Source organism: Streptomyces azureus, from assembly GCF_001270025.1.
GTDB classification, from domain to species: domain Bacteria; phylum Actinomycetota; class Actinomycetes; order Streptomycetales; family Streptomycetaceae; genus Streptomyces; species Streptomyces azureus.
In genome coordinates this window covers 1-21,790 of record NZ_DF968288.1, presented here as the reverse complement: position 1 = coordinate 21,790, position 21,790 = coordinate 1, and the positions used below count along the sequence as shown (strand labels likewise).

Below are 21,790 nucleotides of genomic sequence, written 5' to 3'. Positions count from 1 at the left end.
AGACATGACTTCCGTGGAACTTTCCGGCAAGGCCGCCCTCGTCACGGGCGCCAGCCGCGGCATCGGCTACGGCGTCGCCGAGGCGCTCGTCGCACGCGGCGACCGCGTGTGCATCACGGGCCGCAACGAGGACGCCCTCAAGGAGGCCGTCGAGCGGCTCGGCTCCGACCGCGTGATCTACGTGGCGGGCAAGGCGCACGACGAGGCCCACCAGGCCACCGCCGTCGAGCGCACGATGGAGGCCTTCGGCCGCGTCGACTTCCTGGTCAACAACGCCGGGACGAACCCGGTCTTCGGGCCGATCGCCGACCTCGACCTGAACGTCGCCCGCAAGGTCTTCGAGACCAACGTCGTCTCGGCTCTGGGCTTCGCCCAGAGGACCTGGCACGCCTGGCAGAAGGACAACGGCGGCGCGATCGTCAACATCGCCTCCGTCGCCGGCCTCTCGCCCTCGCCGTTCATCGGCGCGTACGGCGTCAGCAAGGCGGCGATGATCAACCTGACGGTGCAGCTCGCGCACGAGTTCGCGCCCAAGGTGCGGGTCAACGCGATCGCCCCGGCTGTCGTGAAGACGAAGTTCGCCCAGGCCCTGTACGAGGGCCGGGAGGAGGAGGCCGCCGCGGCCTACCCGCTCGGCAGGCTCGGCGTGCCCTCCGACATCGGCGGTGCGGCCGCGTTCCTCACCTCCGGGCAGTCCGACTGGGTCACCGGCCAGACGCTCGTCGTGGACGGCGGCATCTTCCTCAACGCCGGCACGGGCTGACACCGGCGCGTACGCGGCTCGGCACGGGCGCCCCCTTCCCGCAGGCGGTGCCCGTGCGCGCGTAAAGGCACGGCAAAGGGCGATGACAACGTCGTCAAAGGTTTATCGATCAAGGAGTCATGCCCCGGGGCGGGTCAGCGGGCGCAGCACTGCGGTATGGTCTGCCGACCCTTGGTATGGCAGATCGAGGAGCGTGCGCGTGTTCAACCGGAACCGATGCCTGCGGCGGGTGGCGGCCATCGCGTCCATATCGTCCCTGGTCGCCGGATGCGGCGTGCTGTCGTCCGACACTCCGGAGGACGAAGGGCCGATCGTCGTGGGCACCACCAGTGCCCCCAGCACGCTCGACCCTGCCGCCTCGTGGGACAGCTCCTGGGAGCTGTTCCGCAACGTCTACCAGACGCTCCTGAGCTATCAGACCGGCGCGAGCGAGCCCCAGCCGGACGCCGCCGAGCAGTGCGGCTTCAGCGACTCCTCGAACCAGGTGTACCGCTGCGAGCTGCGCGAGGGCCTTGAGTTCTCCAACGGCGAGGCGCTCGACGCCCGGGCCGTGAAGTACTCGTTCGACCGGATCCGCAAGATCAACGTCAACGGCGGCCCCGCCGGTCTGCTCGGCAGCCTCGAACGGGTCCAGGCGCCGAACGACCGCGAGGTGATCTTCCACCTCAACAAGCCGGACGCGACCTTCCCGTTCGTGCTCGCCACCCCCGCCATGTCGATCGTCTCGCCGGCCGCCTACCCGGAGAACTCACTGCGCAAGGGCACCGACGTCGTCGGTTCCGGGCCGTACAGCCTCGACTCGTACGAGGACGGCAAGGAAGCCGTCCTCGTGCGCAACGACGGTTACAAGGGCTACGCCGAGCGCCGGAACGACGCGGTGACCATCCGCTACTTCCAGGACTCCGGCGCCATGGTCAAGGCCCTGCGGGACGAGCAGATCGACGTGACCTACCGCGGTCTGGCCGCCGGCGACGTCGTCGATCTCCAGAGCAAGACCTCCAACGAGAAGGAGATCCAGCTCGTCGAGGGCACCGGCACCGACATCAACTACCTGGTGTTCAACCCGAAGGACCCCTGGGCGAAACGCAAGGCCGTACGCCAGGCCATCGCGCAGGTCGTCGACCGGGCGGCGATCGCCCACAAGGTCTACAAGGACACCGTCGACCCGCTGTACTCCATGGTCCCCAAGGGCCTCACCGGTCACACGACGGGCTTCTTCGACGACTACGGCGACCCGGACGTCGGCAAGGCCCGCAAGATCCTCACCGAGGCGGGCATCAACCAGCGGGTCCCGCTCACCTTCTGGTACACGAGCGACCGCTACGGCTCCGAGACCGCCGCGGAGTTCAAGGAGCTGGAGCGCCAGCTCGAGGACTCCGGCCTGTTCGCGATCACCCTCAAGAGCCGCCCCTGGAAGACGTACGTCGAGGGCTACCAGAAGGGGGAGTACCCGGTGTTCGGGCGTGGCTGGTTCCCCGACTTCCCGGACGCCGAGAACTTCATCGCGCCGTTCGTCGGCGAGCAGAACGCCCTCGGTACGCCCTACCCGGCGCCCGAGATCACCGGCGACCTGCTGCCCCGGTCGCGCCGCGAGAGCGACCGCGCGAACGTGGAGAAGGAGTTCGAGGAGGCCCAGCGGATCCTCGTGGACGACGCGCGGCTGCTGCCGCTGTGGCAGGGCAGGCAGTACGTGGCGGCGAGCCGGGACATCTCGGGCGCGGAGCGGGCCATGGACCCGTCGACGATCATGATGATGTGGGAGCTGCACCGCAAGACCGCCTGGTAGGCGGGGCGGGCACCGGGCTTTCCCGGCACGTTGTCAGTGGTCGCCTGTAGGTTCTGTGGCCTGGAAGTGACCGCACATCGTGAGGACGTTGACGTGACCGACATCTCCATGCTGCCCGAGTCCTGGCGCGGGGTTCTGGGTGACGAGCTTCAGCAGCCCTACTTCAAGGAGCTGACGGAGTTCGTCGAGGAGGAGCGGGCGAAGGGTCCCGTCCATCCGCCGCGCGAGGAGGTCTTCGCCGCGCTGGACGCCACGCCGTACGAGCGGGTCAAGGTCCTGGTCCTCGGCCAGGACCCGTACCACGGCGAGGGGCAGGGGCACGGGTTGTGCTTCTCGGTCCGGCCCGGTGTGCGGGTTCCGCCGTCCCTGCGGAACATCTACAAGGAGATGCACGAGGAGCTGGGCACCCCGATCCCGGACAACGGCTATCTGATGCCGTGGGCCGAGCAGGGCGTCCTGCTGCTCAACGCGGTGCTCACGGTCCGCGGCGGCGAGGCCAACTCGCACAAGGGCCGGGGCTGGGAGAGGTTCACCGACGCCGTCATCCGCGCGGTGGCCGGCCGGCCCGACCCGGCGGTGTTCGTGCTGTGGGGGAACTACGCGCAGAAGAAGCTCCCGCTGATCGACGAGTCGCGGCATGCGGTGGTCAAGGGTGCGCATCCGTCGCCGCTGTCGGCGAAGAAGTTCTTCGGCTCGCGTCCGTTCACGCAGATCAACGCGGCGGTGGCGGCGCAGGGGCACGAGCCGATCGACTGGACGATTCCGAACCTGGGCTGACGGCAGCCGACGCTCCGGCGACGTACGGAGCGGCCTCAGCCGGATCCTCCCGGCCTGCGGTTAGCGTCGGGGGGAACAGCGGGTGAGCGGTGCGGAGGGCGTGGTCGTGGAGCGACAGGGACAGGCGGCGCCGGATGCCGTGCCGACGCGAATCGGGCAGGTCGTCATGCTGCACCACGCCGGGGACCGTGAGGAGGCCCAGCGCCGGTTCCTGGACCTGTGGGCGGAGATCGGGGAGCACGGCGACCCGCTGCACCGCTGCACCCTCGCCCACTACCTGGCCGACACACAGGATGATCCCGCCGACGAACTGGCCTGGGACCTGCGCGCGTTGACGGCGGCGGAGGAGATCACCGACGCCGGGACCACCTCGGGGGAGGGGGCGCTCGCGGTACGCGCGTTCTACCCCTCCCTGCACCTGAACCTGGCCGCCGACTACGACAGACTCGGCCACCGCGACGCCGCCCGCGCGCACCTGCGGCGGGCCCGGGGAGCGGCCACCGCCCTCACCGACGACCCCTACGGCGAGGGCGTCCGGGCGGCCATCAGCCGGCTGGAGTCCCGGCTGGGCGAGGGCGGCGGGGGGATGTGGACACCGCCGCGGCAGCGGCCGTAGCACAGGAGCCGGGGCGGGGACTTGGTGGGAAGCCTGCCGTACAGGCAGGTCACGCTCGGGCCGGCGTCCAGGCCGCGCGGGCCCGGCTGCGGTTCAACGCCCGTAGGTGTCGCGGCAGATGGTCGCCTCCGGGCTGTCCGCCCGCCACCCCCCGTATCGCCTGCCCAGCGCGCACACGTCCGTGTTGTCCGGGATGTTCTCGTGGACGTCCTGACGTAGCGACTGCGAGACGTCGGGCAGGTCGGTGTGCGGACGCCGTGGGCTGCGCGGGGCCGGTTCGGGGCGTTCCGGGCGGGCGGGGCGCGGGCGGACGTCGCGAGTGCCGGACGGCGGCCGCGTCCGCTCCGGCGAGGCCGCCGGGGGCGTGGTCGGGCGGGACGCGGAGGCTGTCGGCTCCGGGCGGCGGGACTCCTCGATGTGTTGCAGGGCCTCGCGGGCCGGTGCCTGCACGATCTGTGTCTCCGTCCGCCCCTCCGGCTGCGGCGCCGACGGCCGGGACGGAGCCGCCGGCGGCCCGGGAACGGGAGGATGCCGGACCGTCGTACAGCCGGTGAGGGCCGAGACAGCCACGGTCACCAGGAGCGTCGCTGTGGTCGTCGTTCGATGCACCCGCGCCACTTTGGTGCGTCCGGGCCCGCGGCAGGGCAGCGAACAGGCGGAGGATGCCCCGCACGGGTGATCTCGCGCCCCGTACGGAGGCAGTCGGCCCGCCCGGGGTGACGTCAGTCGCCGGTCGAGCCGTCGATGCGCTCGCGGATCAGGTCGGCGTGGCCGTTGTGCCGCGCGTACTCCTCGATCATGTGGGTGTAGATCCACCGCAGGTTGAACCGCTCGCCGGTGCGGCGGTGCTTGCCCTCGGAGATGTCGTCCAGGCCGAAGCGGGCGGAGTTGTTCCGGGCGGTCTCGATCTCGGCCTGCCAGGCGGCGTATGCCTCCTCGTGAGTGTCGGCCTCGGTCAGATGGAACTCGCCGTCCATGTCCTCGTCGCTCCAGTAGAGCGGCGCGACGTCTTCGTTCGTCAGCACCCGGCGGAACCAGCTCCGCTCCACGTCCGCCATGTGCCGCACCAGCCCCAGCAGGGACAGCGTGGAGGGCTCCACGGCGGGGGACCTGAGCTGCTCGTCGCTCAGGCCCTCGCACTTCCACGCGAGGGTCTGCCGGTGGAATTCCAGCCAGCCCTCCAGCATGGTGCGTTCGTCGGCGGTCGTGGCAGGCATGCGGCGTTCGGTCGTCATGCCCGCATCCTTTCCCAACACCCCCTGCCGCACCACGGCTTTTCAGGCCCCGAACATCCCGTCCAGCAGCTCCCGCAGCCCGGCCCGCACCTCCTCCAGGCCCGGCGCCTCGGCACCGAACGACCCCGCCACGCAGCTGAACATCAGCCCGTCCGCCCAGGCGACCAGCGACAGGGTGTGCCGGGCCGGATCCGTCGAGCCCATCCCCGTGACGAGAGTGGTGAGCAGGTCCCGGAAGCGGGCGCCCGTCGCGTCGAAGTAGGCCCGCAGCTCCGGGCGGCGGGTGGCCTCCAGGGCCAGTTCGTAGCGGGCGAGGGTGAGTTCGCGGTTGCGGGTCAGGGCGCGGTGCGTGGCCAGGGCCAGCGCGTCCGCCAGGGGGCCGGTCCCGGCCCGGGGATCCGGCATCTCGTGCAGCGCCAGCACCCGCGCCTCGCGGTCGGCCAGGCGCCGCACCGCCAGTTCCAGCAGGGCCTGCCGGGTCCGCGCCAGGTTCGACGTGGAGCCCTGGGGGAGTCCGGCCACCTCGTCGACGGCCCGGTGAGTGAGGCCCCGCATCCCTCGCTCGGCGAGCAGGGCGAGGGCGGCGTCGGCGACGAGCTCGGACCGGGAGGGGCCGGTGGTGCGTACGGACATGGAACTCACGCTACCCGTTTAACTACAGCTGTAGTAACGTCGAAGGCGGACTACAGATGTAGTTTCCAGGCCGGGCAGCAGGTCCGGTCGCCGGTTCGAGGAGGAGCCATGGCACAGTCGAGGCGAGCCGTCGTGATCGGCGGCGGAATCGGAGGCCTGACCGCGGCGGCCGCACTGCACCGGCGCGGCTGGCAGGTCACGGTGCTGGAGCGCGCCCGCTCACTGGAGCCGGTCGGCGCCGCCATCTCCCTCGCTCCCAATTCCCTGCGCGCGCTGGACGTCATCGGCCTCGGCGACGAGATCCGGGACCTCGCGGCCTGGGCGGGGGACGGCGGGCTGCGCACACCGACCGGGCGGTGGCTCGCCCGCTCCTCAGCCGACGCCGCCGCCGAGCGGTTCGGCGGCCCGCTCGTGCTGCTGCACCGCGCCACCCTCGTCGAGCACCTGGCCGCACAGCTCCCACCGGACGCCGTCCGCACGGCCGCCGACGCGACCCTCGCCGACAGGGGCGACACCGCCCGGCCCGCCCGCGTCACCACCGCGGACGGCGAGCTGGAGGCCGACCTGGTGGTGGGCGCCGACGGCGTCCGGTCCGCCGTACGCCGCGCGCTCTTCCCCGGCCACCCGGGGCCCGTCTACTCCGGGTTCACCACCTGGCGGGTCGTGATCCCCGTCCCCGGCGTGCAGTTCGCCTCGCACGAGACGTGGGGCAGGGGCCGCATCTGGGGTACGCACCCGCTCAAGGACGGCCGCGTCTACGCCTACGCCGCCGCCGTGACACCCGCCGGTGGACGCGCGCCCGACGACGAGAAGGCCGAGTTGCTGCGCCGCTTCGGCGACTGGCACCACCCGGTCCCCGCCGTGCTCGCCGCCGCCCGCCCCGAGGACGTACTGCGGCACGACGTCCACCACATCGCCGAACCGCTGCCCACCTACCACCGCGGCCGGGTCGCCCTGGTCGGCGACGCCGCGCACGCCATGCCCCCGACCCTCGGCCAGGGCGGCAACCAGGCCATCGAGGACGCGATCGTCCTCGCGCACCACTGCGACGACCTGACCGCCTACACCGCCGCCCGGCTGCCCCGTACGACCGCCATCGCACGCCAGGCCGTGCGGGTCACCCGCCTGAACCTCATGACCAGCCGCGCGGGGACCGCCGTACGCGACACGGCCATGGCCGCGCTGTCGAAGGCCGGACCCGCCCTGTTCCTGCGCGGCTTCGACGGCATCGCCGACTGGCGGCCGCCGCAGCGGCCGTATGCTTCCGAGCAGACCCCGGCAGGCAACCGGTAGAGGAGAGCACCCCGTGAAGGTCGGCTGCATCGGACTCGGCGACATCGCGCGGAAGGCCTACCTTCCGGTCCTCGCCTTCCAGCCCGGGGTGGAGCTGCACCTCCAGACCCGCACGCCCGCCACGCTCGCCCAGGTCGCCGACGGCCTCCACCTCCCGCCGGAACGGCGGCACACCACCCTCGACTCGCTCCTCGCGCAAGGCCTCGACGCCGCCTTCGTGCACGCGCCCACGATCGTGCACCCGGAGATCGTGACCCGGCTGCTGGAGGCGGGCGTACCGACGTACGTCGACAAGCCGCTCGCCTACGAACTCGACCAGTCCGCGCGGCTGGTGGCGCTCGCCGAGGAGCGGGAGGTGAGCCTCGCCGTCGGCTTCAACCGGCGTCACGCTCCCGGCTACACGCAGTGCGCCGACCATCCGCGCGAGCTGATCCTGATGCAGAAGAACCGCATCGGGCTCCCGGAGGAGCCGCGCACGATGATCCTCGACGACTTCATCCACGTCGTCGACACCCTGCGGTTCCTGGTGCCCGGCGAGGTCGACGACGTCACCGTGCGCGCCCGCGTCCGGGACGGCCTGCTCCACCACGTCGTGCTCCAGCTCGCCGGGGACGGCTTCACCGCGCTCGGCGTGATGAACCGGCTCAGCGGTTCGGCCGAGGAGATCCTGGAGGTGTCCGGGCAGGACACCAAGCGGCAGGTGATCAACCTCGCCGAGGTCGTCGACCACAAGGGGCAGCCGACCGTGCGGCGGCGCGGCGACTGGGTGCCGGTGGCCCGGCAGCGCGGGATCGAGCAGGCGGTGCTGTCGTTCCTCGACGCGGTGCGGGCGGGCAGGGTGCTCAGCGCCCGGGACGCGCTGGAGACCCATGAGCTGTGCGAACGGGCGGTACGCGCGGTTCAGGAGCGGACCGCCTGAGCCGCAGCGTCCGTACGCCCTCGCCGGCGGCCCAGGCGGCGAGGATCAGCATGGCCGCGTGCACGGTCCAGTCGCCGAGGCGCACGTACGGCGTGGTGCCGTGGGCGAGGGGGATCTCGTAGACCTGCGTGGCGGACGCGTCCGTGCCGAGCCACGAGCCGACGCGCTGCCCGCTCGGGCCGTAGACGGCGGAGACACCCGTCAGCGTCCCGTGCACCATCGGGCGGCCGGTCTCGGCGGCGCGCAGTGCGGCGAGTGAGGCGTGCTGCTCGGGCGCCCAGCTCTGCTGGAACGTGGACGTCGACGACTGGCCGATCAGCACGTCGACGCCCTCCCGGGTGAGGTGGCGGGTCATGTCGGGGAAGGCCGTCTCGAAGCACACCATCGGGCCGACGCGCAGGTCGTCCCGCACGTTCATCACGACCGGCTGGGAGCCGCGCCTGCGGTCCTCGCCCGCCGCCTTGCCGACGGAGGTGGCCCAGCCGAGCAGGGAGCGGGCCGGGACGTACTCGCCGAAGGGGACGAGCCGCATCTTGTCGTAGCGCTCGCCGGTGAGACCGTCGGGCCCGACCAGGACGGAGCTCTTGTAGATGCCGGGCACGTCGGAGCGCCGGGCATCCACGTTGACCAGGATGTCGGCGCCCGTCGCGCGGGACAGACCGGCGAGCCGCCGCGCGAGGTCGGGCCGGTCCCCGAGGTCGAAGCCGACGCTGCTCTCGCCCCACACGATCAGGTCGACGTCCTGTCCGGCGAGCCGGCGGGTGAGCTGTTCCTCGCGTGCGAACCGGCGGTCCGCGCTCTTGCCGCCGTCGATGACGCCCGGCTGGACCACGGCGATCCTGACCTGGCCGTCGACGGCGGGGCGGGGCGAGAGGGCCCAGGCGGCGGAGGCGGCGGCGGCCGTGGCGACGAGACCGGCCACGGCGGGCACGCGGGCCTGACGGACCGCGACGAGTACGGCGACCGCGACGTTGACGGCCACGACCAGGAAGCTCAGCAGCCACACCCCGCCGACCGAGGCCAGCCGCAGCGCCGGCTCGACCTGCCACTGACTGGAGCCGATCATGCCCCAGGGACCGCCGAGGCCCTGCCAGGAGCGGACCAGCTCGATCGCCAGCCAGCCGGACGGCACGACGACGAGAGCGGCCGCGATCCGCCGCCGCGCGGGCACGCCTGCCAGCAGCCGGTGCACGAGCCAGCCCCACAGGGCCCACAGGGCGCCGAGCAGCGCGGCGAGGACGAACGTGAACACGTGCAGGAAGGGCAGCAGCCAGTGGTGCATGGCCAGCATGAAGCCGAAGCCGCCCCACCAGCCGTCGTACGCCGCCCGTTTCCCGGTCGGCGCGGTGCGGACCAGCAGGATCCAGGGGACCAGCGCGATGTAGGCGCACCACCACAGGGACGGGGCGGGATAGGCGAGTACGGGAAGGGCGCCCGCGATCACGGCGGCGGCCGAGCGCCGCCAGGGAGAGGCGAGCCAGTGGCCGAGCGTCTTCATAGGCGCCTCCTACCCCGTGGTGCCTCCAGTGTGCGCCCTGCGGACGATCTAGGACAGAGGACGCCGGGTCAGTTGACCACAGGTGCCGCCTGCCGCTCGGGAAGGCGCCGCCACTTCTCCCGTACGACCACCTCGCTCAGCCGCCAGCCGTCGATCGTGCGCCGCAGCGCGAAGGCGTACCGGCCGCCGCACACGAAGTCGGGCGCGGGCCCCTCGGTGGCCATGGGATTGACGTAGTCGGCCTGGACCCGGGCCGTGTCGCCGGTGTCCTGTTCCCAGACGCCGAAGCGCACCCGCCGGTTGACGATCAGGTGCTGTCGCATCGGGAACAGCCGCATGCTCTCGGCGAGCCAGGCGGCGACCGCCGCGGCCTCCCCCTCGATGCCGCCGGCCGAGCGGTAGTCCGCCCGCCCCTGCGGGACGAACAGTCCTCGGTACGCCTCCCAGTCACCGTCGTCGACCGCCACCGCGTAGTCGGTGATCACGTCGTCGACGGCCAGTCGGTCCCTCACGGTGGCGAGCTCCACGCGCTGCGTCATCGGCTCAGTGTTGGGCATGGCAGGGGCGGAGCCAAGGGATGTGCGGGATATTCGGTGGCCGGGGAGGGCCGCCGGGGCCCAGCCTGTCCTTCGTGAACGATCAGAACGAACCGAGATTCCGGATACGCGCCCGCCACACCGAGTCCACGATCACCGTCTACCAGGCCTACCGCCCGGAGATCGGCGGCCCCGCCGCCCGCCACGGACGCTTCCCGTCCTCCTGGAAGCGCGATCGCATGACATGGATCAAGCCGTCGTTCCTGTGGATGATGTACCGCTGCGGCTGGGGGACCAAGGAGGGCCAGGAGACGGTCCTGGCGATCGAGATCAGCCGTGAGGGCTTCCACTGGGCGCTGCGCAACGCCTGCCTGTCCCATCACGTCCCCGCCCTGCACGGCGAGGCGGCCGACTGGAAGCGGCAGTTGAGGCAGGCGCCGGCGCGGGTGCAGTGGGATCCGGAGCGGGACCTGTATCTCAACCCGCTCCCGCACCGTTCGCTCCAGTTGGGGCTCGCGGGGGAGGCGGCGGCGCGGTACGCCGACGAGTGGATCGTGGGTATCGAGGACGTCACGCCGCTCGCCACGGAGGTCCATGCGCTGGTGCGGGCGGGTGAACTCGATGCGGCCGCCGGGCTGTTGCCCGAGGAGCGGCCGTACCCCGTCGAGGACGAGGTGCTCGCGCCTCTGCGCGCCTAGGGGGTGTGAGAGGCAGCGACGGGTCAGGCCGCCTTGACGACGGCGCCGCGCATCGCGGCCGCCCACTCGACGACCAGCAGCTCGTACTCCGCGCGGTCCTCGGCCGACAGGGTGCCGCCCGTGCGCCGCCAGAGCGCACGGATCTCCTCGTTGACCTCGGCAGCGGACCGCACGGAACCAGGGGTCAAGAAATCGGGGGACATGCGGACAAGCCTAGGGGCAGCCACTGACAGCCCGCTACCGGACGGCTACCCGATCCCTATGCGGTTGGTCACGAGATGCGGATCACAGGCGGCCGGGTCAGCCCGCCGACTCGGCCGCGTGCGGGCTCAGCTCCCCCATCGTCACCAGGGCGATGATGACGATGCCGAGGGCGATGCGGTAGTAGACGAACGGCATGAAGCTCTTGGTCGAGATGAACTTCATGAACCACGCGATCACCGCGTAGCCGACCGCGAAGGCGATGACCGTCGCGAAGATCGTCGGTCCCCACGAGACATGGCCGCCCTCCGTCGCGTCCTTGAGCTCGAACAGGCCGGAGGCGAGCACCGCGGGGATCGCGAGCAGGAAGGAGTAGCGGGCCGCCGCCTCGCGCTTGTAGCCCATGAACAGGCCGCCGCTGATGGTGGCGCCGGAGCGGGAGACGCCCGGGACGAGCGCCATGGCCTGGCAGACGCCGTAGATCAGGCCGTCGCGGACGCCGAGGTCCTCCAGGGCCTTGCGCTGCTTCGGTGCCCGGTGCTTGCCGCCGCTCTCGTCGCGGGCCGCGAGCCGGTCGGCGATGCCCAGGACGATGCCCATGCCGATCAGCATCGTCGCGGTGATCCGCAGATCGCGGAAGGGTCCCTCGATCTGGTCCTTCAGCGTCACGCCGAGCACACCGATCGGGATCGAGCCGACGATGACCAGCCAGCCCATCCGCGCGTCCGGGTCGCTGCGCAGCGCCTTGTTCGTGAGCGAGCGCGTCCACGCCGAGATGATCCGCCCGATGTCCTTGCGGAAGTAGATCAGCACGGCGGCCTCGGTGCCGATCTGGGTGATCGCCGTGAAGGCCGCGCCCGGGTCCTTCCAGCCCGAGAAGGCCGCCGTCAGCCGCAGGTGCGCGCTGGAGGAGACGGGGAGGAACTCGGTCAGCCCCTGGACGAGTCCGAGGATGAGTGATTCGAACCAAGACATGAGGTAGCGGAGTCCAAGTGCCGATCGTGGAACGGACGACGTGCACACCGGGTCGCCGGGTGCGGTGACCGGGGGGATCAGGTGTGCCGAGGGGGAAGCGTAGCGTCCCCGGATGACCGCTCCGACACAGGGGTTTGGCAGGTGCCCCGCGGCAGGGGCGGGATCAGGCCGCCGTCGGGCCGGTCACCGTCCAGCCGGGCGCCTGGGGGTGGGCCCTGAGGTCCTCGTGGCGCACCTCGTCGCCGCAGGCCCGGCAGGTGACGACCGGGGCGAGCGCCCGGCCGCAGGAGTGCTCCACGACCATCGGCCGGTCGCCGTCCGACCGCAGATGGCGGTCGCCCCAGGCCATGAGGGTCATCAGCACCGGCTCCAGTTCCAGCCCGGCCGGGGTCGGCCGGTACTCGAAGCGCTGCGGACGCTCGCTGTAAAGCTGCTTGACCAGGATCCCGGCGTCGACGAGCCGGCGCAGCCGCGCGGCGAGGATGTCGCGCGGTGCGCCGATGTTGCGCACCAGCTGGTCGAACCGGCCGTTGCCGAGGCACACCTCCCGCAGCACGAGCAGGGAGTACTTCTCACCCACGAGGGCCAGGGTGTCGGCGATGGAGCAGGGGCGCGGGTCTTTGCTGGCGGCCATGAGGCTCAGTCTAGGAGAGGGTTGGTTTTTCCAACCCGGCGGGCTACGGTGAGTTTGGATTTCCTACTCGCCGGTAGTCGTGGAGGCCGCACCATGCGTGACGCAGTCATCGTCGAAGCCGTACGCACTCCGATCGGCAAGGGCAAGCCGAACGGCGCCCTCGCGCACGTCCACCCGGTGGAGCTCCTCGCCCACACCCTGCGCACCCTCGCCGAACGCTCCGGTGTCGACCCGGCGCTGATCGACGACGTCATCGGCGGCACCGTCGACCAGGTCGGCGAGCAGGCCATGAACACCACCCGCTACGCCGCCCTGTCCGCGGGCTTCCCCGAGTCGGTGCCCGCGACCACGGTGGACCGCCAGTGCGGCTCCTCCCAGCAGGCCGTGCACTTCGCGGCGCAGGGCGTCCTGGCGGGCGCGTACGACCTCGTCGTGGCCTGCGGGGTCGAGTCGATGAGCCGGGTGCCGATGTGGTCGAACGTGCCCGCGGGCACGGACCCCTTCGGCCCCGGGATCGCCGAGCGCTACCCCGAGGGGCTCGTCCCGCAGGGCATCAGCGCCGAGCTCATCGCCGCCAAGTGGTCGATCGGCCGCGAGCAGATGGACGACTTCGCCGTCTCGTCGCACCGGAAGGCCGCGGCGGCCTGGGACGGCGGGCTCTTCGACGCCGAGGTCGCGCCCCTGGAGGACTTCACGCGCGACGAGTGCGTACGGCCCGGCAGCACCACCGAGACCCTCGCCGGCCTGAAGTCCGCCTACCACGACCCCGGCTTCGCCGAGCGCTTCCCGCAGATCGAGTGGAACGTCACGGCGGGCAACGCGAGCCCCATAAACGACGGTGCCTCGGCGGTGCTCGTCACGTCGAGCGAGACGGCGGCCCGTCTGGGCCTGCGCCCGCTCGCCAGGCTGCACAGCTTCGCCGTCACCGGCTCCGACCCGCTGCTGATGCTCACGGGTGTCGTCCCGGCGACCGAGAAGGTGCTGCGCAAGGCGTCGCTGACCCTCGACGACATCGACCTGTTCGAAGTCAACGAGGCGTTCGCGGCCGTCGTCCTGGCCTGGCAGCAGGAGACCGGCGCCGACCTCGCCCGGGTCAACGTGCACGGCGGCGCCATCGCGCTCGGCCACCCCCTCGGCGCGAGCGGCACCCGCCTGACGACGACACTGGTGCACGCGATGCGGGAACGGGGCGCCCGGTACGCGCTCCAGACCATGTGCGAGGCGGGCGGGCTCGCCAACGCCATGGTGCTGGAACGGGTGTGAGCGGGGCGGGTGTAACGGTTCGTCAGAGCCGGCGCAGACTGTGCCGCTTGCGCCAGGCCATCACCACGCCCGCCAGCGCGGGCAGGGCGATGCAGGCCAGGGCGATCAGGAAGGCGGGGGACGTCGGGGTGGAGGCGCGGGCGCCGGCGACGACGTAGGCGGCGGTGTTCGGGATGGAGCCGAGGCCCGTCGCCAGCAGGAACGGCAGCAGGCCCATGCGGGAGACCGAAGCGCAGTAGTTCGAGGCCCAGAACGGCACGCCGGGGAAGAGCCGCACCGCCAGCATCGAGCGGAAGCCGTGCCGGCTGAGCTGGCCGTCCGCGGCCTTCAGCCAGCGCCCGCGCAGCAGCGGACGCAGGGCGTCCTGGCCCAGCGCCCGGCCCAGGCAGAAGGCGATCCCGGCACCGAGCACCGTGCCCGCCAGCGCCACGCCGGTGCCCACCGGCGAACCGAACAGCGCCCCCGCCGCGAGGTTCAGCAGCGGCCTCGGCACGAACGCCACGGTGCACACGCCGTACGCCACCGCGAACACCACGGCCGCCATGGCTCCGCCGAGCTGTGGCGGCCAGCCCTGTGTCAGCAGCCGCTGCGGCTCGAACAGCAGCACCCCGCACGCGCCTGCCGCGAGCAGCGCGACGAGCAGGGACAGCCGTGACCAGGGAGAGAGCAGAACTCTCGTACAGCGAGCGGCGAAACCGGTGGGCGGGACGGGCGAGGCGGTCGTTGCCGAGGGGACGGCGACGGCGAGTTCCGCGGTGGTGGCCCGGGGAGAGGCCGTGGCGGTGCCCCCAGAGCGGGTGGTGGCATCGAGCATCCGGTGACACTAACCGACAAATGTGTGTGATCGCCGTATGGTTCGTCTCACGAGCGTCACAGGTGCCCGGGCGCAACCCCTGCGCGGACCCGACGAAAACCATTCGACGTGCGGTAAAGCGTCGGCAATGATCTGCCTCATGTTCCGGCACGCCTTCACCCTCGCAGCATCCGTGGTCACGGATGCCCCGAAGGCTGCCGTCGCCGTTCTCACGGCCGTTGCCGACGGCGCCCGAAGCTGACCCTCTCCGGTTCCTCCGGCGGACCCCGCAAGGGGAGGGTCGGGAAGTCCTCGGGGTCCCACTTCATGACTAGACGCTTCGAGGTACAGCCATGTCCAAGACGGCCTACGTCCGCACGAAACCGCATCTCAACATCGGCACGATGGGTCATGTCGACCACGGCAAGACCACCCTCACGGCCGCCATCACCAAGGTCCTCGCCGAGCGCGGCACCGGCACGTTCGTGCCGTTCGACCGGATCGACCGGGCGCCCGAGGAGGCGGCGCGCGGCATCACCATCAACATCGCGCACGTCGAGTACGAGACCGACACACGGCACTACGCGCACGTCGACATGCCGGGCCATGCCGACTACGTCAAGAACATGGTCACCGGCGCCGCGCAGCTCGACGGGGCGATCCTCGTCGTCTCCGCGCTCGACGGGATCATGCCGCAGACCGCCGAACACGTGCTGCTCGCCCGGCAGGTGGGCGTCGACCACATCGTGGTCGCCCTCAACAAGGCCGACGCGGGCGACGAGGAGCTGACCGACCTGGTCGAGCTGGAGGTACGCGACCTGCTCACCGCGCACGGCTACGGCGGCGACTCCGTACCCGTGGTGCGCGTCTCCGGCCTGAAGGCGCTGGAGGGGGACCCGCGCTGGACGGCTTCGATCGAGGCGCTGCTCGACGCGGTGGACACGTACGTGCCGATGCCGGAGCGGTATCTGGACGCGCCGTTCCTGTTGTCCGTGGAGAACGTGCTGACCATCACCGGGCGGGGGACCGTGGTCACCGGTGCGGTGGAGCGGGGCGTGGTGCGGGTCGGGGACAAGGTCGAGGTGCTCGGGGCTTCCGTCGAGACGGTGGTCACGGGGCTGGAGACCTTCGGCAAGCCGATGGAGGAGGCGCAGGCCGGGGACAACGTGGCGTTGCTGCTGCGCGGGGTTCCGCGGGATGCCGTCCGGCGGGGACAGGTCGTCGCCGCGCCGGGCAGCGTCGTGCCGAGTCGTCGGTTCACCGCGCAGGTGTATGTGCTGTCCGCGCGTGAGGGCGGGCGTACGACCGCTGTCTCCAGCGGGTACCGGCCGCAGTTCTACATCCGTACGGCGGATGTGGTCGGGGACGTCGACCTGGGGGAGGTCGCTGCGGCCCGGCCCGGAGACACGGTTGTCATGACCGTGGAGCTGGGGAGGGACGTGCCGCTGGAGGCGGGGCTCGGGTTCGCCATTCGTGAGGGTGGGCGGACCGTGGGGGCGGGGACCGTGACTGCCGTCGGGTGATCGCCTCTTGCCGTGCGTGGGGTACTGCGGGCCGGATGCGGCTGGTCGCGCAGTGCCCCGGGCCCCTGAGGGACGCCGCCCCACGGGCACAATGAGATGGTGAACGAGCTCATCCCCGTGACACGCGACGTCGATCACGGCACCGCCAAGCTGATGCCCGACATCGATCGGGAACGGGCCTGGTTGCTGACCGTGGACGGGGCGCCGCAGTCCTACGTCGATCTCGACGACCCCGCGCATCTGGAGTTCGAGTACACAAGGCGGCTCGGGCATGTGCTGGATGTCGTGGCCGAGCCGGGTCGGGCGCTGGACGTGGTGCATCTCGGGGGTGGGGCGTTCACCTTGCCGCGGTACGTGGCCGTGACCCGGCCGGGGTCACGGCAGGACGTCGTCGAGGCCGACCGGGGGCTGCTGGAGCTGGTGTCCGGGCATCTGCCGTTGCCCCAGGGCGCGAACATCGCCCTGCACGCGGCGGACGCGCGCCTCTGGCTGGAGAACGCTCCCGCGGCCTCGGCGGACGTTCTCCTCGCGGACGTCTTCAGCGGGTCGCGGGTGCCGGCCCACCTCACATCGGTCACCTACGTCCGTGAGGCCGCCCGGGTGCTGCGGGGGAGCGGGGTCTATCTCGCCAATCTCCCCGACGCAGCTCCTTTCGGCTTCCTGCGGTCGCAACTCGCCACGCTGGCCACCGTCTTCGAGGAGCTGGTGCTGATCGCCGAGCCGGCGGTGCTGCGGGGGCGGCGGTTCGGGAACGCCGTGCTCGTCGCCGGGCGGCAGACGATCGACATCGCCGCCCTGGCCCGGCTCACCGCCGCCGACGCCTTCCCCGCCCGGGTCGAACACGGCGTCGCCCTGCGGGCGTTCGTCGGCGGTGCGCGGGCGGTGCGGGACGAGGACGCCGTGCCGTCACCCGAGCCCCCCGACGGGGCGTTCGGCATCGGCTGACGTGTGCGCGATGCCGCCCTTGGCCACCGGTGTGGTCCGGCGGCGCAGATTGCGCACGTCCGGTACGCACAGCACGGCCGCTGTGACCAGGACGACCAGGCCGGCGCAGCCCCACAGGGCCGCCGTGCGGCCGAAGGCCTCCTCGGCCGGGCCGGCCGAGGCCGTGGCGAGGGGGACCAGCGCGACGGAGCCGAACCAGTCGTACGCCGAGACGCGGGAGAGCTTGTGCTCGGGGATCTCCTGGTGCAGTGCCGTCATCCAGGACACGCCGAACACCTCCACCGTCGCCCCGGCGACGAACATCACCCCGAACAGGACGCCGATCGGCACTGGGACGGCGAGGGCGGCCGAGGGCAGGGCCAGGGGGAACACGCAGAGGGTGCCGGCGAGGAGCAGCCGGCGGGGTTTCCAGCGGGTCATCAGCAGGGCGCCGACGACGGTGCCCGCGCCGAACGCGCCCAGGGCGAGTCCCCAGGGGCCCGCACCACCGAGGTGGTCGCGGGCGACGAGTGGGCCGTAGACCGCGTCCGCGGCGGCGACGACCGCGTTGGCGATGGAGAACTGGACGACGATGCCCCACAGCCAGGGTCGGCCCGCGAACTCGTGCCAGCCGTCCCGCAGGTCGGCGAGCAGGCCGCCGCCCGGGGCGCGGGGCGGGATGTGGCCGACGTCCAGGAAGGCCCGCAGCGCCCCGGCGAGCGCGAAGGCCGCCGCGTCCGCCGCGAGCACCCAGCCGGGCCCGATCGCCGCGACCATGGCACCGCCGAGCGCGGCACCGCCGAGGGCGGCGCCCTGCATCGCCATCCGGAACACGGCGAACGCGCGGCCCGCGTGCTCGCCCTCGACCGAGGACATCAGCATGCCCTCGGCGGCCGGTCCGAAGAAGGCCTGGCCGGTACCGCCGAGCGCGGCGAGCAGCAGCATGTGCCACAGGCGGGGCTCCCCGGCCAGCACCAACGCGGCGAAGGCGGCCTGGGAGAGGCAGTTCAGGACGTTGGCCGCGACCATCACATGGTGCCGGGGCAGCCGGTCCGCGACGGCGCCGCCGATCAGCAGGAACAGCACCAGAGGCAGCGTCCGCGCCGCCGCCACCAGGCCGACGTCGCCGCCGTTGCCGCCCGCTTCGAGGACCGCGAAGGCCGCCGCGACCAGGGCGCCGTGGCTGCCCAGACCGGTGACGACCGCGGCGGCGGTCAGCAGGGAGTAGTTGCGGCCCGCCCAGGAGGGTCGGCGCGGGCTCGGAGAGGTGGCGGTCGGGGACGTCACCGGGCGACTATCCCCGCCCGGGGGCCGTGTCGCAAACGGTTTGCGCGCCGTTGTGACGCACCGCTAAATTGATCTTGCTCTTGTCGTGTCATGTCCGCGACTTGTTCGCCACCCCCAGGACCGACACGGTTCCCAAGGAAGGAAATCAATGCGGAAGCGTTCTGCGACGCTGCTGGCCACGGCGGCACTCATCGGTGCCGCGCTGCCCCTCATGGGTGCGGGCTCCGCCTCGGCGGCCGGTTTCAAGTGCCAGCGGACGTCCCACGACTACGTGGTCGTCAAGGAGAAGGCCGCGGTCCACTCCAGCTTCTCGGCGAACGCCAGGGTCGTCGACTACGTCTACAAGAACAACGAGGTGCACGCCTACTGGGACTGCACCAACTCCTCGGGGAACCCCTGGGTCTGCATCGGCAGCTGCCGTGTCGACGAGGACTCCATCTCGGGGCGCTGGGTCTACCGCGGGTACCTGAAGGGCTGACGCCCCTGCCGATGCTCCGGTGAGCCGGGCCCGACCCTCTCGCAAGGGGCGGGCCCGTTCCGTTTCCGGATCAGCCGCCGGTCGGCTCCCCGTGCAGCCGGACCGTGCTGAGGATCTTCATGATGGTCTCCTTGGGCACCTCGCCCTTGACGCCCTTGGCCCCGAAGAAACTCCACGAGACGAAGTCGCCGGCCGAGTTCTTGAAGCCGAACGTGACCGCCTTGCCGTCGCTCGCGCACTTGCCCTTGTCGGGTGTGTTCTCCGACCACGCCCAGGCGACGCTGCCCTTGACGCCCGCGGCGGTGGTGTAGGGCTTGGCCTTCTCCTCGGTCTTGACGCTCTTCTTGTCCGGCTGCGTGTAACCGCCGTACACCCACCAGACCACCTGGTTGACCGCGACCTCGTCGGTGTTCTTGGCGCCGTCCGCACCCTTGGTGCCCGCCCCGGCCAAGGACTCGCTCTCGGTCCTGCCGTCCTTGTCGTCGTCGCTCGTGCACCACTCGGACTTGTAGAACGCCGGCGCCGACATCGTGATGAGCGGCTTGCCGTCGTCGGACTTCTCGTCCTCGAAGAAGACGGACGACGTCGGGGACGCCACCTCCCAGTCCGCCGGGACGTCGAAGGCAGTGCCCCACTTGGGGTTGATGACGACCTTCCAGCCCTTGACCGTGGGCTGCGCCTCCTCGCCGCCGCGGGGGTTGTCGCCCGTGGCGGGTGCGCTCGGCTCCGCGGACGGACTCGCCGGCGCCGTGCTCTTCTTGCTTCCGCCCTTGCCGCCGTCCGCCGTGTCGTCCTTGTCGCCGCCCAGCACCAGGAAGCCGGTGACGCCGGCCGCCACGACGACCGCCGTGGCGGCGATGATCGCGACCAGCTTCGTCCGGTTGCCGCCGCCACCGCCCTGCGGGGGCTGCGGCGCGCCGGCAGGCCCGGGGGCACCCCACTGCGGCTGCTGTCCATAGGGGTTGGGCTGCTGCTGATAGCCCGGCTGCTGATACGGATTCGGCTGCTGGTACCCCGGCTGCTGATACGGGTTGTTCGTCTGCGGGTTCTGCTCGCCCCCGGGCGGCTGCTGTCCTGGCCACATGGGCAGCCACCCTAGCCGCGCTCCGGACACGATTCGGTCACTGCCCGTGGACGGAGACGTAGCGGCCCGGGAACGGGCCGGCGCGGACGGTTGGGGCGAGAACCGGTGCGGCGGTCGTCACACGGGCCTGGCCAGCCGTCTCTACTCGTGAGTAACATGCGGCCATGAGCGCAGACCAGATGTCCATCGGCGAGATGCTCGCCGCCACGGTGCCCATGGCCCGGACCCTGAACCTCGAGTTCCTCGAGACGACGCCGGAGCGGGCGGTGGTGTCCCTGCCGGACCAGGGCGAGTACCACAACCACGTGGGCGGGCCGCACGCCGGGGCGATGTTCACGCTCGGTGAGTCCGCGAGCGGGGCGATCGTGCTGGCCGCGTTCGGGGACCAGCTCTCGCGCGCCGTGCCGCTCGCCGTCAGCGCCGAGATCTCCTACAAGAAGCTGGCGATGGGCGCGGTCACCGCGACCGCGACCCTCGGTCGTCCGGCCGCCGAGGTCGTCGCGGAGCTGGACGCCGGTGAGCGCCCCGAGTTCCCGGTCGCCATCGCCATCCAGCGGGCCGATGGTGCGGTGACCGGCGAGATGACCGTCGTGTGGACTCTGCGTCCCAACGGCTGACCCGGCTGTCGGCCGAGCGGGGCCCCGGCCGAGTGCCGGGGCTCTCGCATGTCAGGCCGCCATGTCCCGCTGCGCGGGGCGCGCGCCGTCCAGGTCCGCGACGAACGCCTTGAGCCAGGCCACGAACTCCGGCCCCAGGTCGGGCCGGTCGCAGGCCAGCCTGACCACCGTGCGCAGGTAGTCGGCCTTGTCGCCGGTGTCGTAGCGCAGGCCCTTGAGGACGACTCCGTGCACCGTGCCGCCCGCGGCCAGTTCCTGGAGGGCGTCCGTCAGCTGGATCTCGCCGCCCCGGCCCGGCGGGGTGCGCTCCAGGGCGCCGAAGACGGCCGGGTCGAGGACGTAGCGCCCGATGACGGCGTAACTGCTCGGCGCGTCCTGCCGGGCCGGCTTCTCGACCAGGCCGGTGACGCGGACGACGTCCTCCTCGCCGGTCGGTTCCACGGCCGCGCAGCCGTAGCGATGGATCTGCTCCGGCGGAACCTCCATCAGCGCGACCACGCTGCCGAGCCGGCGGTCGCGGACATCGAGCATCCGGCTGAGCGACGTCTCGCGCGGGTCGATCAGGTCGTCGCCGAGGAGGACCGCGAAGGGCTGGTCGCCGACGTGCCGGCGGGCGCACAGTACGGCGTGGCCGAGGCCGAGCGGTTCGCCCTGCCGGATGTGGTGGATGCTCGCCAGCCGCGCCGGGTCGCGCACCGCGTCCAGTCGCACGGTGTCGCCCTTGGCCACGAGGGTCTGCTCCAGCTCGAAGGCGTGGTCGAAGTGGTCCTCTATGGCCCGCTTGTGCCGGCCGGTGACCATCAGGACGTCGTCCAGTCCCGCTGCTGCCGCCTCCTCGACGACGTACTGGATGGCCGGCTTGTCGACGACCGGCAGCATCTCCTTGGGTGTCGCCTTGGTGGCGGGCAGGAAGCGGGTGCCGAGACCGGCGGCCGGGACGACCGCCTTGCGCACGGTGCGGGCGGGGGCGGCCGGGGTGGCGGGGCGGGGGGCGATCATGCGGCCCATGCTGGCGGTCCGAGATGAGAGCGCGCCGAGAACCACATGGGAGCGGGCTGTGAAGTTGGAGATTTCGTGGACCAACCGCCTTTGAGTGCGCACAACTTGAGGTCCACCCGAGACGGTGGTTTCGAAAGCCGGTGCGGATACCGCCGGTAACATTTCTGAATTCGCCTCGTTTTGAATCTGGGTCATCCGAACTCCTTGTTACCTGTGAGTCGTATGTGCGAAGGTGAGCCGCCTCACAGTCAAGTCCGC

Annotated in this window: 24 protein-coding genes; 12 read left to right on the top strand and 12 right to left on the bottom strand. The window is 71.7% G+C overall.

All coding sequences use genetic code 11. The annotated features are described in order from the left end of the window. Positions 1-4 precede the first annotated feature (4 nt). The 4 genes from AOQ53_RS18370 (at position 5) to AOQ53_RS18355 (ending at position 3,942) form a co-directional block, all read left to right on the top strand. Positions 5-763 carry an SDR family oxidoreductase gene (locus AOQ53_RS18370; protein WP_059418651.1) on the top strand — a complete coding sequence of 253 codons (759 nt, stop codon included), beginning with the start codon at positions 5-7 and terminating at the stop codon, positions 761-763. 199 nt (positions 764-962) lie between these two features. Further along, the gene (locus AOQ53_RS18365) at positions 963-2,549 is read left to right on the top strand and encodes an ABC transporter substrate-binding protein (RefSeq protein WP_059418648.1); all 1,587 of its coding nucleotides are present in this window, start codon (positions 963-965) and stop codon (positions 2,547-2,549) included. Between the two features lie 93 nt (positions 2,550-2,642). After that, positions 2,643-3,326, top strand: a complete 684-nt coding sequence (locus AOQ53_RS18360) for a uracil-DNA glycosylase (RefSeq protein WP_059418646.1) — start codon at positions 2,643-2,645, stop codon at positions 3,324-3,326. Positions 3,327-3,426: 100 nt separating this feature from the next. Beyond that, positions 3,427-3,942, top strand: a complete 516-nt coding sequence (locus AOQ53_RS18355; protein ID WP_059418678.1) for a tetratricopeptide repeat protein — start codon at positions 3,427-3,429, stop codon at positions 3,940-3,942. Between the two features lie 93 nt (positions 3,943-4,035). On the opposite strand, the gene AOQ53_RS18350 is transcribed toward AOQ53_RS18355, so the two are convergent. The 3 genes from AOQ53_RS18350 to AOQ53_RS18340 all read right to left on the bottom strand — a co-directional run bounded on the left by AOQ53_RS18350 (position 4,036) and on the right by AOQ53_RS18340 (position 5,810). Beyond that, on the bottom strand, positions 4,036-4,551 hold the full coding sequence (locus tag AOQ53_RS18350; RefSeq protein WP_059418676.1) for a hypothetical protein: 516 nt from the start codon (positions 4,549-4,551) through the stop codon (positions 4,036-4,038). 113 nt (positions 4,552-4,664) lie between these two features. After that, positions 4,665-5,177, bottom strand: coding sequence for a DinB family protein (locus AOQ53_RS18345; RefSeq protein ID WP_059418644.1), 513 nt, complete (start codon positions 5,175-5,177; stop codon positions 4,665-4,667). Between the two features lie 42 nt (positions 5,178-5,219). After that, the gene (locus tag AOQ53_RS18340; RefSeq protein WP_059418642.1) at positions 5,220-5,810 is read right to left on the bottom strand and encodes a TetR/AcrR family transcriptional regulator; all 591 of its coding nucleotides are present in this window, start codon (positions 5,808-5,810) and stop codon (positions 5,220-5,222) included. A 108-nt stretch (positions 5,811-5,918) separates the two neighbouring features. Here AOQ53_RS18340 and AOQ53_RS18335 point away from each other — a divergent pair, with 108 nt between their 5' ends. Both AOQ53_RS18335 and AOQ53_RS18330 read left to right on the top strand, forming a co-directional pair. Further along, complete coding sequence (locus AOQ53_RS18335) at positions 5,919-7,103, top strand: FAD-dependent oxidoreductase (protein WP_059418640.1); 1,185 nt, start codon at positions 5,919-5,921, stop codon at positions 7,101-7,103. 13 nt (positions 7,104-7,116) lie between these two features. Beyond that, complete coding sequence (locus AOQ53_RS18330) at positions 7,117-8,022, top strand: Gfo/Idh/MocA family protein (protein WP_059418638.1); 906 nt, start codon at positions 7,117-7,119, stop codon at positions 8,020-8,022. Here AOQ53_RS18330 and lnt read toward each other — a convergent pair. Both lnt and AOQ53_RS18320 read right to left on the bottom strand, forming a co-directional pair. Beyond that, positions 7,946-9,520, bottom strand: a complete 1,575-nt coding sequence (gene lnt, locus AOQ53_RS18325) for an apolipoprotein N-acyltransferase (RefSeq protein ID WP_059418636.1) — start codon at positions 9,518-9,520, stop codon at positions 7,946-7,948. The genes AOQ53_RS18330 and lnt overlap by 77 nt on opposite strands. A gap of 68 nt (positions 9,521-9,588) precedes the next feature. After that, complete coding sequence (locus tag AOQ53_RS18320; RefSeq protein WP_059418634.1) at positions 9,589-10,059, bottom strand: nuclear transport factor 2 family protein; 471 nt, start codon at positions 10,057-10,059, stop codon at positions 9,589-9,591. Positions 10,060-10,151: 92 nt separating this feature from the next. Here AOQ53_RS18320 and AOQ53_RS18315 point away from each other — a divergent pair, with 92 nt between their 5' ends. Further along, positions 10,152-10,754, top strand: a complete 603-nt coding sequence (locus AOQ53_RS18315) for a DUF4291 domain-containing protein (protein WP_059418632.1) — start codon at positions 10,152-10,154, stop codon at positions 10,752-10,754. 23 nt (positions 10,755-10,777) lie between these two features. Here AOQ53_RS18315 and AOQ53_RS41235 read toward each other — a convergent pair whose 3' ends face one another. The 3 genes from AOQ53_RS41235 to AOQ53_RS18305 form a co-directional block, all read right to left on the bottom strand. Continuing rightward, a complete protein-coding gene (locus AOQ53_RS41235; RefSeq protein ID WP_078945374.1) occupies positions 10,778-10,957 on the bottom strand; it encodes a hypothetical protein in 180 nt (59 codons plus the stop codon). A 97-nt stretch (positions 10,958-11,054) separates the two neighbouring features. Further along, positions 11,055-11,930, bottom strand: a complete 876-nt coding sequence (locus AOQ53_RS18310) for an undecaprenyl-diphosphate phosphatase (RefSeq protein WP_059418630.1) — start codon at positions 11,928-11,930, stop codon at positions 11,055-11,057. A 163-nt stretch (positions 11,931-12,093) separates the two neighbouring features. Beyond that, on the bottom strand, positions 12,094-12,564 hold the full coding sequence (locus tag AOQ53_RS18305; RefSeq protein WP_059418628.1) for a winged helix-turn-helix transcriptional regulator: 471 nt from the start codon (positions 12,562-12,564) through the stop codon (positions 12,094-12,096). A gap of 93 nt (positions 12,565-12,657) precedes the next feature. Here AOQ53_RS18305 and AOQ53_RS18300 point away from each other — a divergent pair, with 93 nt between their 5' ends. Beyond that, the gene (locus AOQ53_RS18300; protein WP_059418627.1) at positions 12,658-13,827 is read left to right on the top strand and encodes a thiolase family protein; all 1,170 of its coding nucleotides are present in this window, start codon (positions 12,658-12,660) and stop codon (positions 13,825-13,827) included. A gap of 22 nt (positions 13,828-13,849) precedes the next feature. Here AOQ53_RS18300 and AOQ53_RS18295 read toward each other — a convergent pair whose 3' ends face one another. Further along, positions 13,850-14,641, bottom strand: coding sequence for a TVP38/TMEM64 family protein (locus tag AOQ53_RS18295; protein WP_059418624.1), 792 nt, complete (start codon positions 14,639-14,641; stop codon positions 13,850-13,852). A gap of 332 nt (positions 14,642-14,973) precedes the next feature. On the opposite strand from AOQ53_RS18295, the gene tuf reads away from it, so the two are divergent. Both tuf and AOQ53_RS18285 read left to right on the top strand, forming a co-directional pair. After that, positions 14,974-16,143, top strand: coding sequence for an elongation factor Tu (gene tuf, locus AOQ53_RS18290; RefSeq protein ID WP_059418622.1), 1,170 nt, complete (start codon positions 14,974-14,976; stop codon positions 16,141-16,143). 99 nt (positions 16,144-16,242) lie between these two features. Next, positions 16,243-17,088, top strand: a complete 846-nt coding sequence (locus AOQ53_RS18285; RefSeq protein WP_099054631.1) for a spermidine synthase — start codon at positions 16,243-16,245, stop codon at positions 17,086-17,088. Here AOQ53_RS18285 and AOQ53_RS18280 read toward each other — a convergent pair. Next, positions 17,050-18,354: an MFS transporter gene (locus tag AOQ53_RS18280; RefSeq protein ID WP_059418619.1), complete on the bottom strand. Its 1,305-nt coding sequence runs from the start codon at positions 18,352-18,354 to the stop codon at positions 17,050-17,052. The two genes, AOQ53_RS18285 and AOQ53_RS18280, sit on opposite strands and share 39 nt — an antisense overlap. Positions 18,355-18,502: 148 nt before the next feature. On the opposite strand from AOQ53_RS18280, the gene AOQ53_RS18275 reads away from it, so the two are divergent. Continuing rightward, a complete protein-coding gene (locus tag AOQ53_RS18275; RefSeq protein WP_059418617.1) occupies positions 18,503-18,832 on the top strand; it encodes a hypothetical protein in 330 nt (109 codons plus the stop codon). A 70-nt stretch (positions 18,833-18,902) separates the two neighbouring features. Here the strand turns inward: AOQ53_RS18275 and AOQ53_RS18270 are convergent, their stop codons facing one another. Beyond that, the gene (locus AOQ53_RS18270; protein ID WP_059418615.1) at positions 18,903-19,916 is read right to left on the bottom strand and encodes a hypothetical protein; all 1,014 of its coding nucleotides are present in this window, start codon (positions 19,914-19,916) and stop codon (positions 18,903-18,905) included. Between the two features lie 164 nt (positions 19,917-20,080). Here AOQ53_RS18270 and AOQ53_RS18265 point away from each other — a divergent pair, with 164 nt between their 5' ends. Then, positions 20,081-20,533 carry a DUF4442 domain-containing protein gene (locus tag AOQ53_RS18265; RefSeq protein ID WP_236711722.1) on the top strand — a complete coding sequence of 151 codons (453 nt, stop codon included), beginning with the start codon at positions 20,081-20,083 and terminating at the stop codon, positions 20,531-20,533. Between the two features lie 51 nt (positions 20,534-20,584). Here AOQ53_RS18265 and galU read toward each other — a convergent pair whose 3' ends face one another. Further along, a complete protein-coding gene (gene galU / locus AOQ53_RS18260; RefSeq protein WP_059418674.1) occupies positions 20,585-21,532 on the bottom strand; it encodes a UTP--glucose-1-phosphate uridylyltransferase GalU in 948 nt (315 codons plus the stop codon). Positions 21,533-21,790 lie beyond the last annotated feature (258 nt).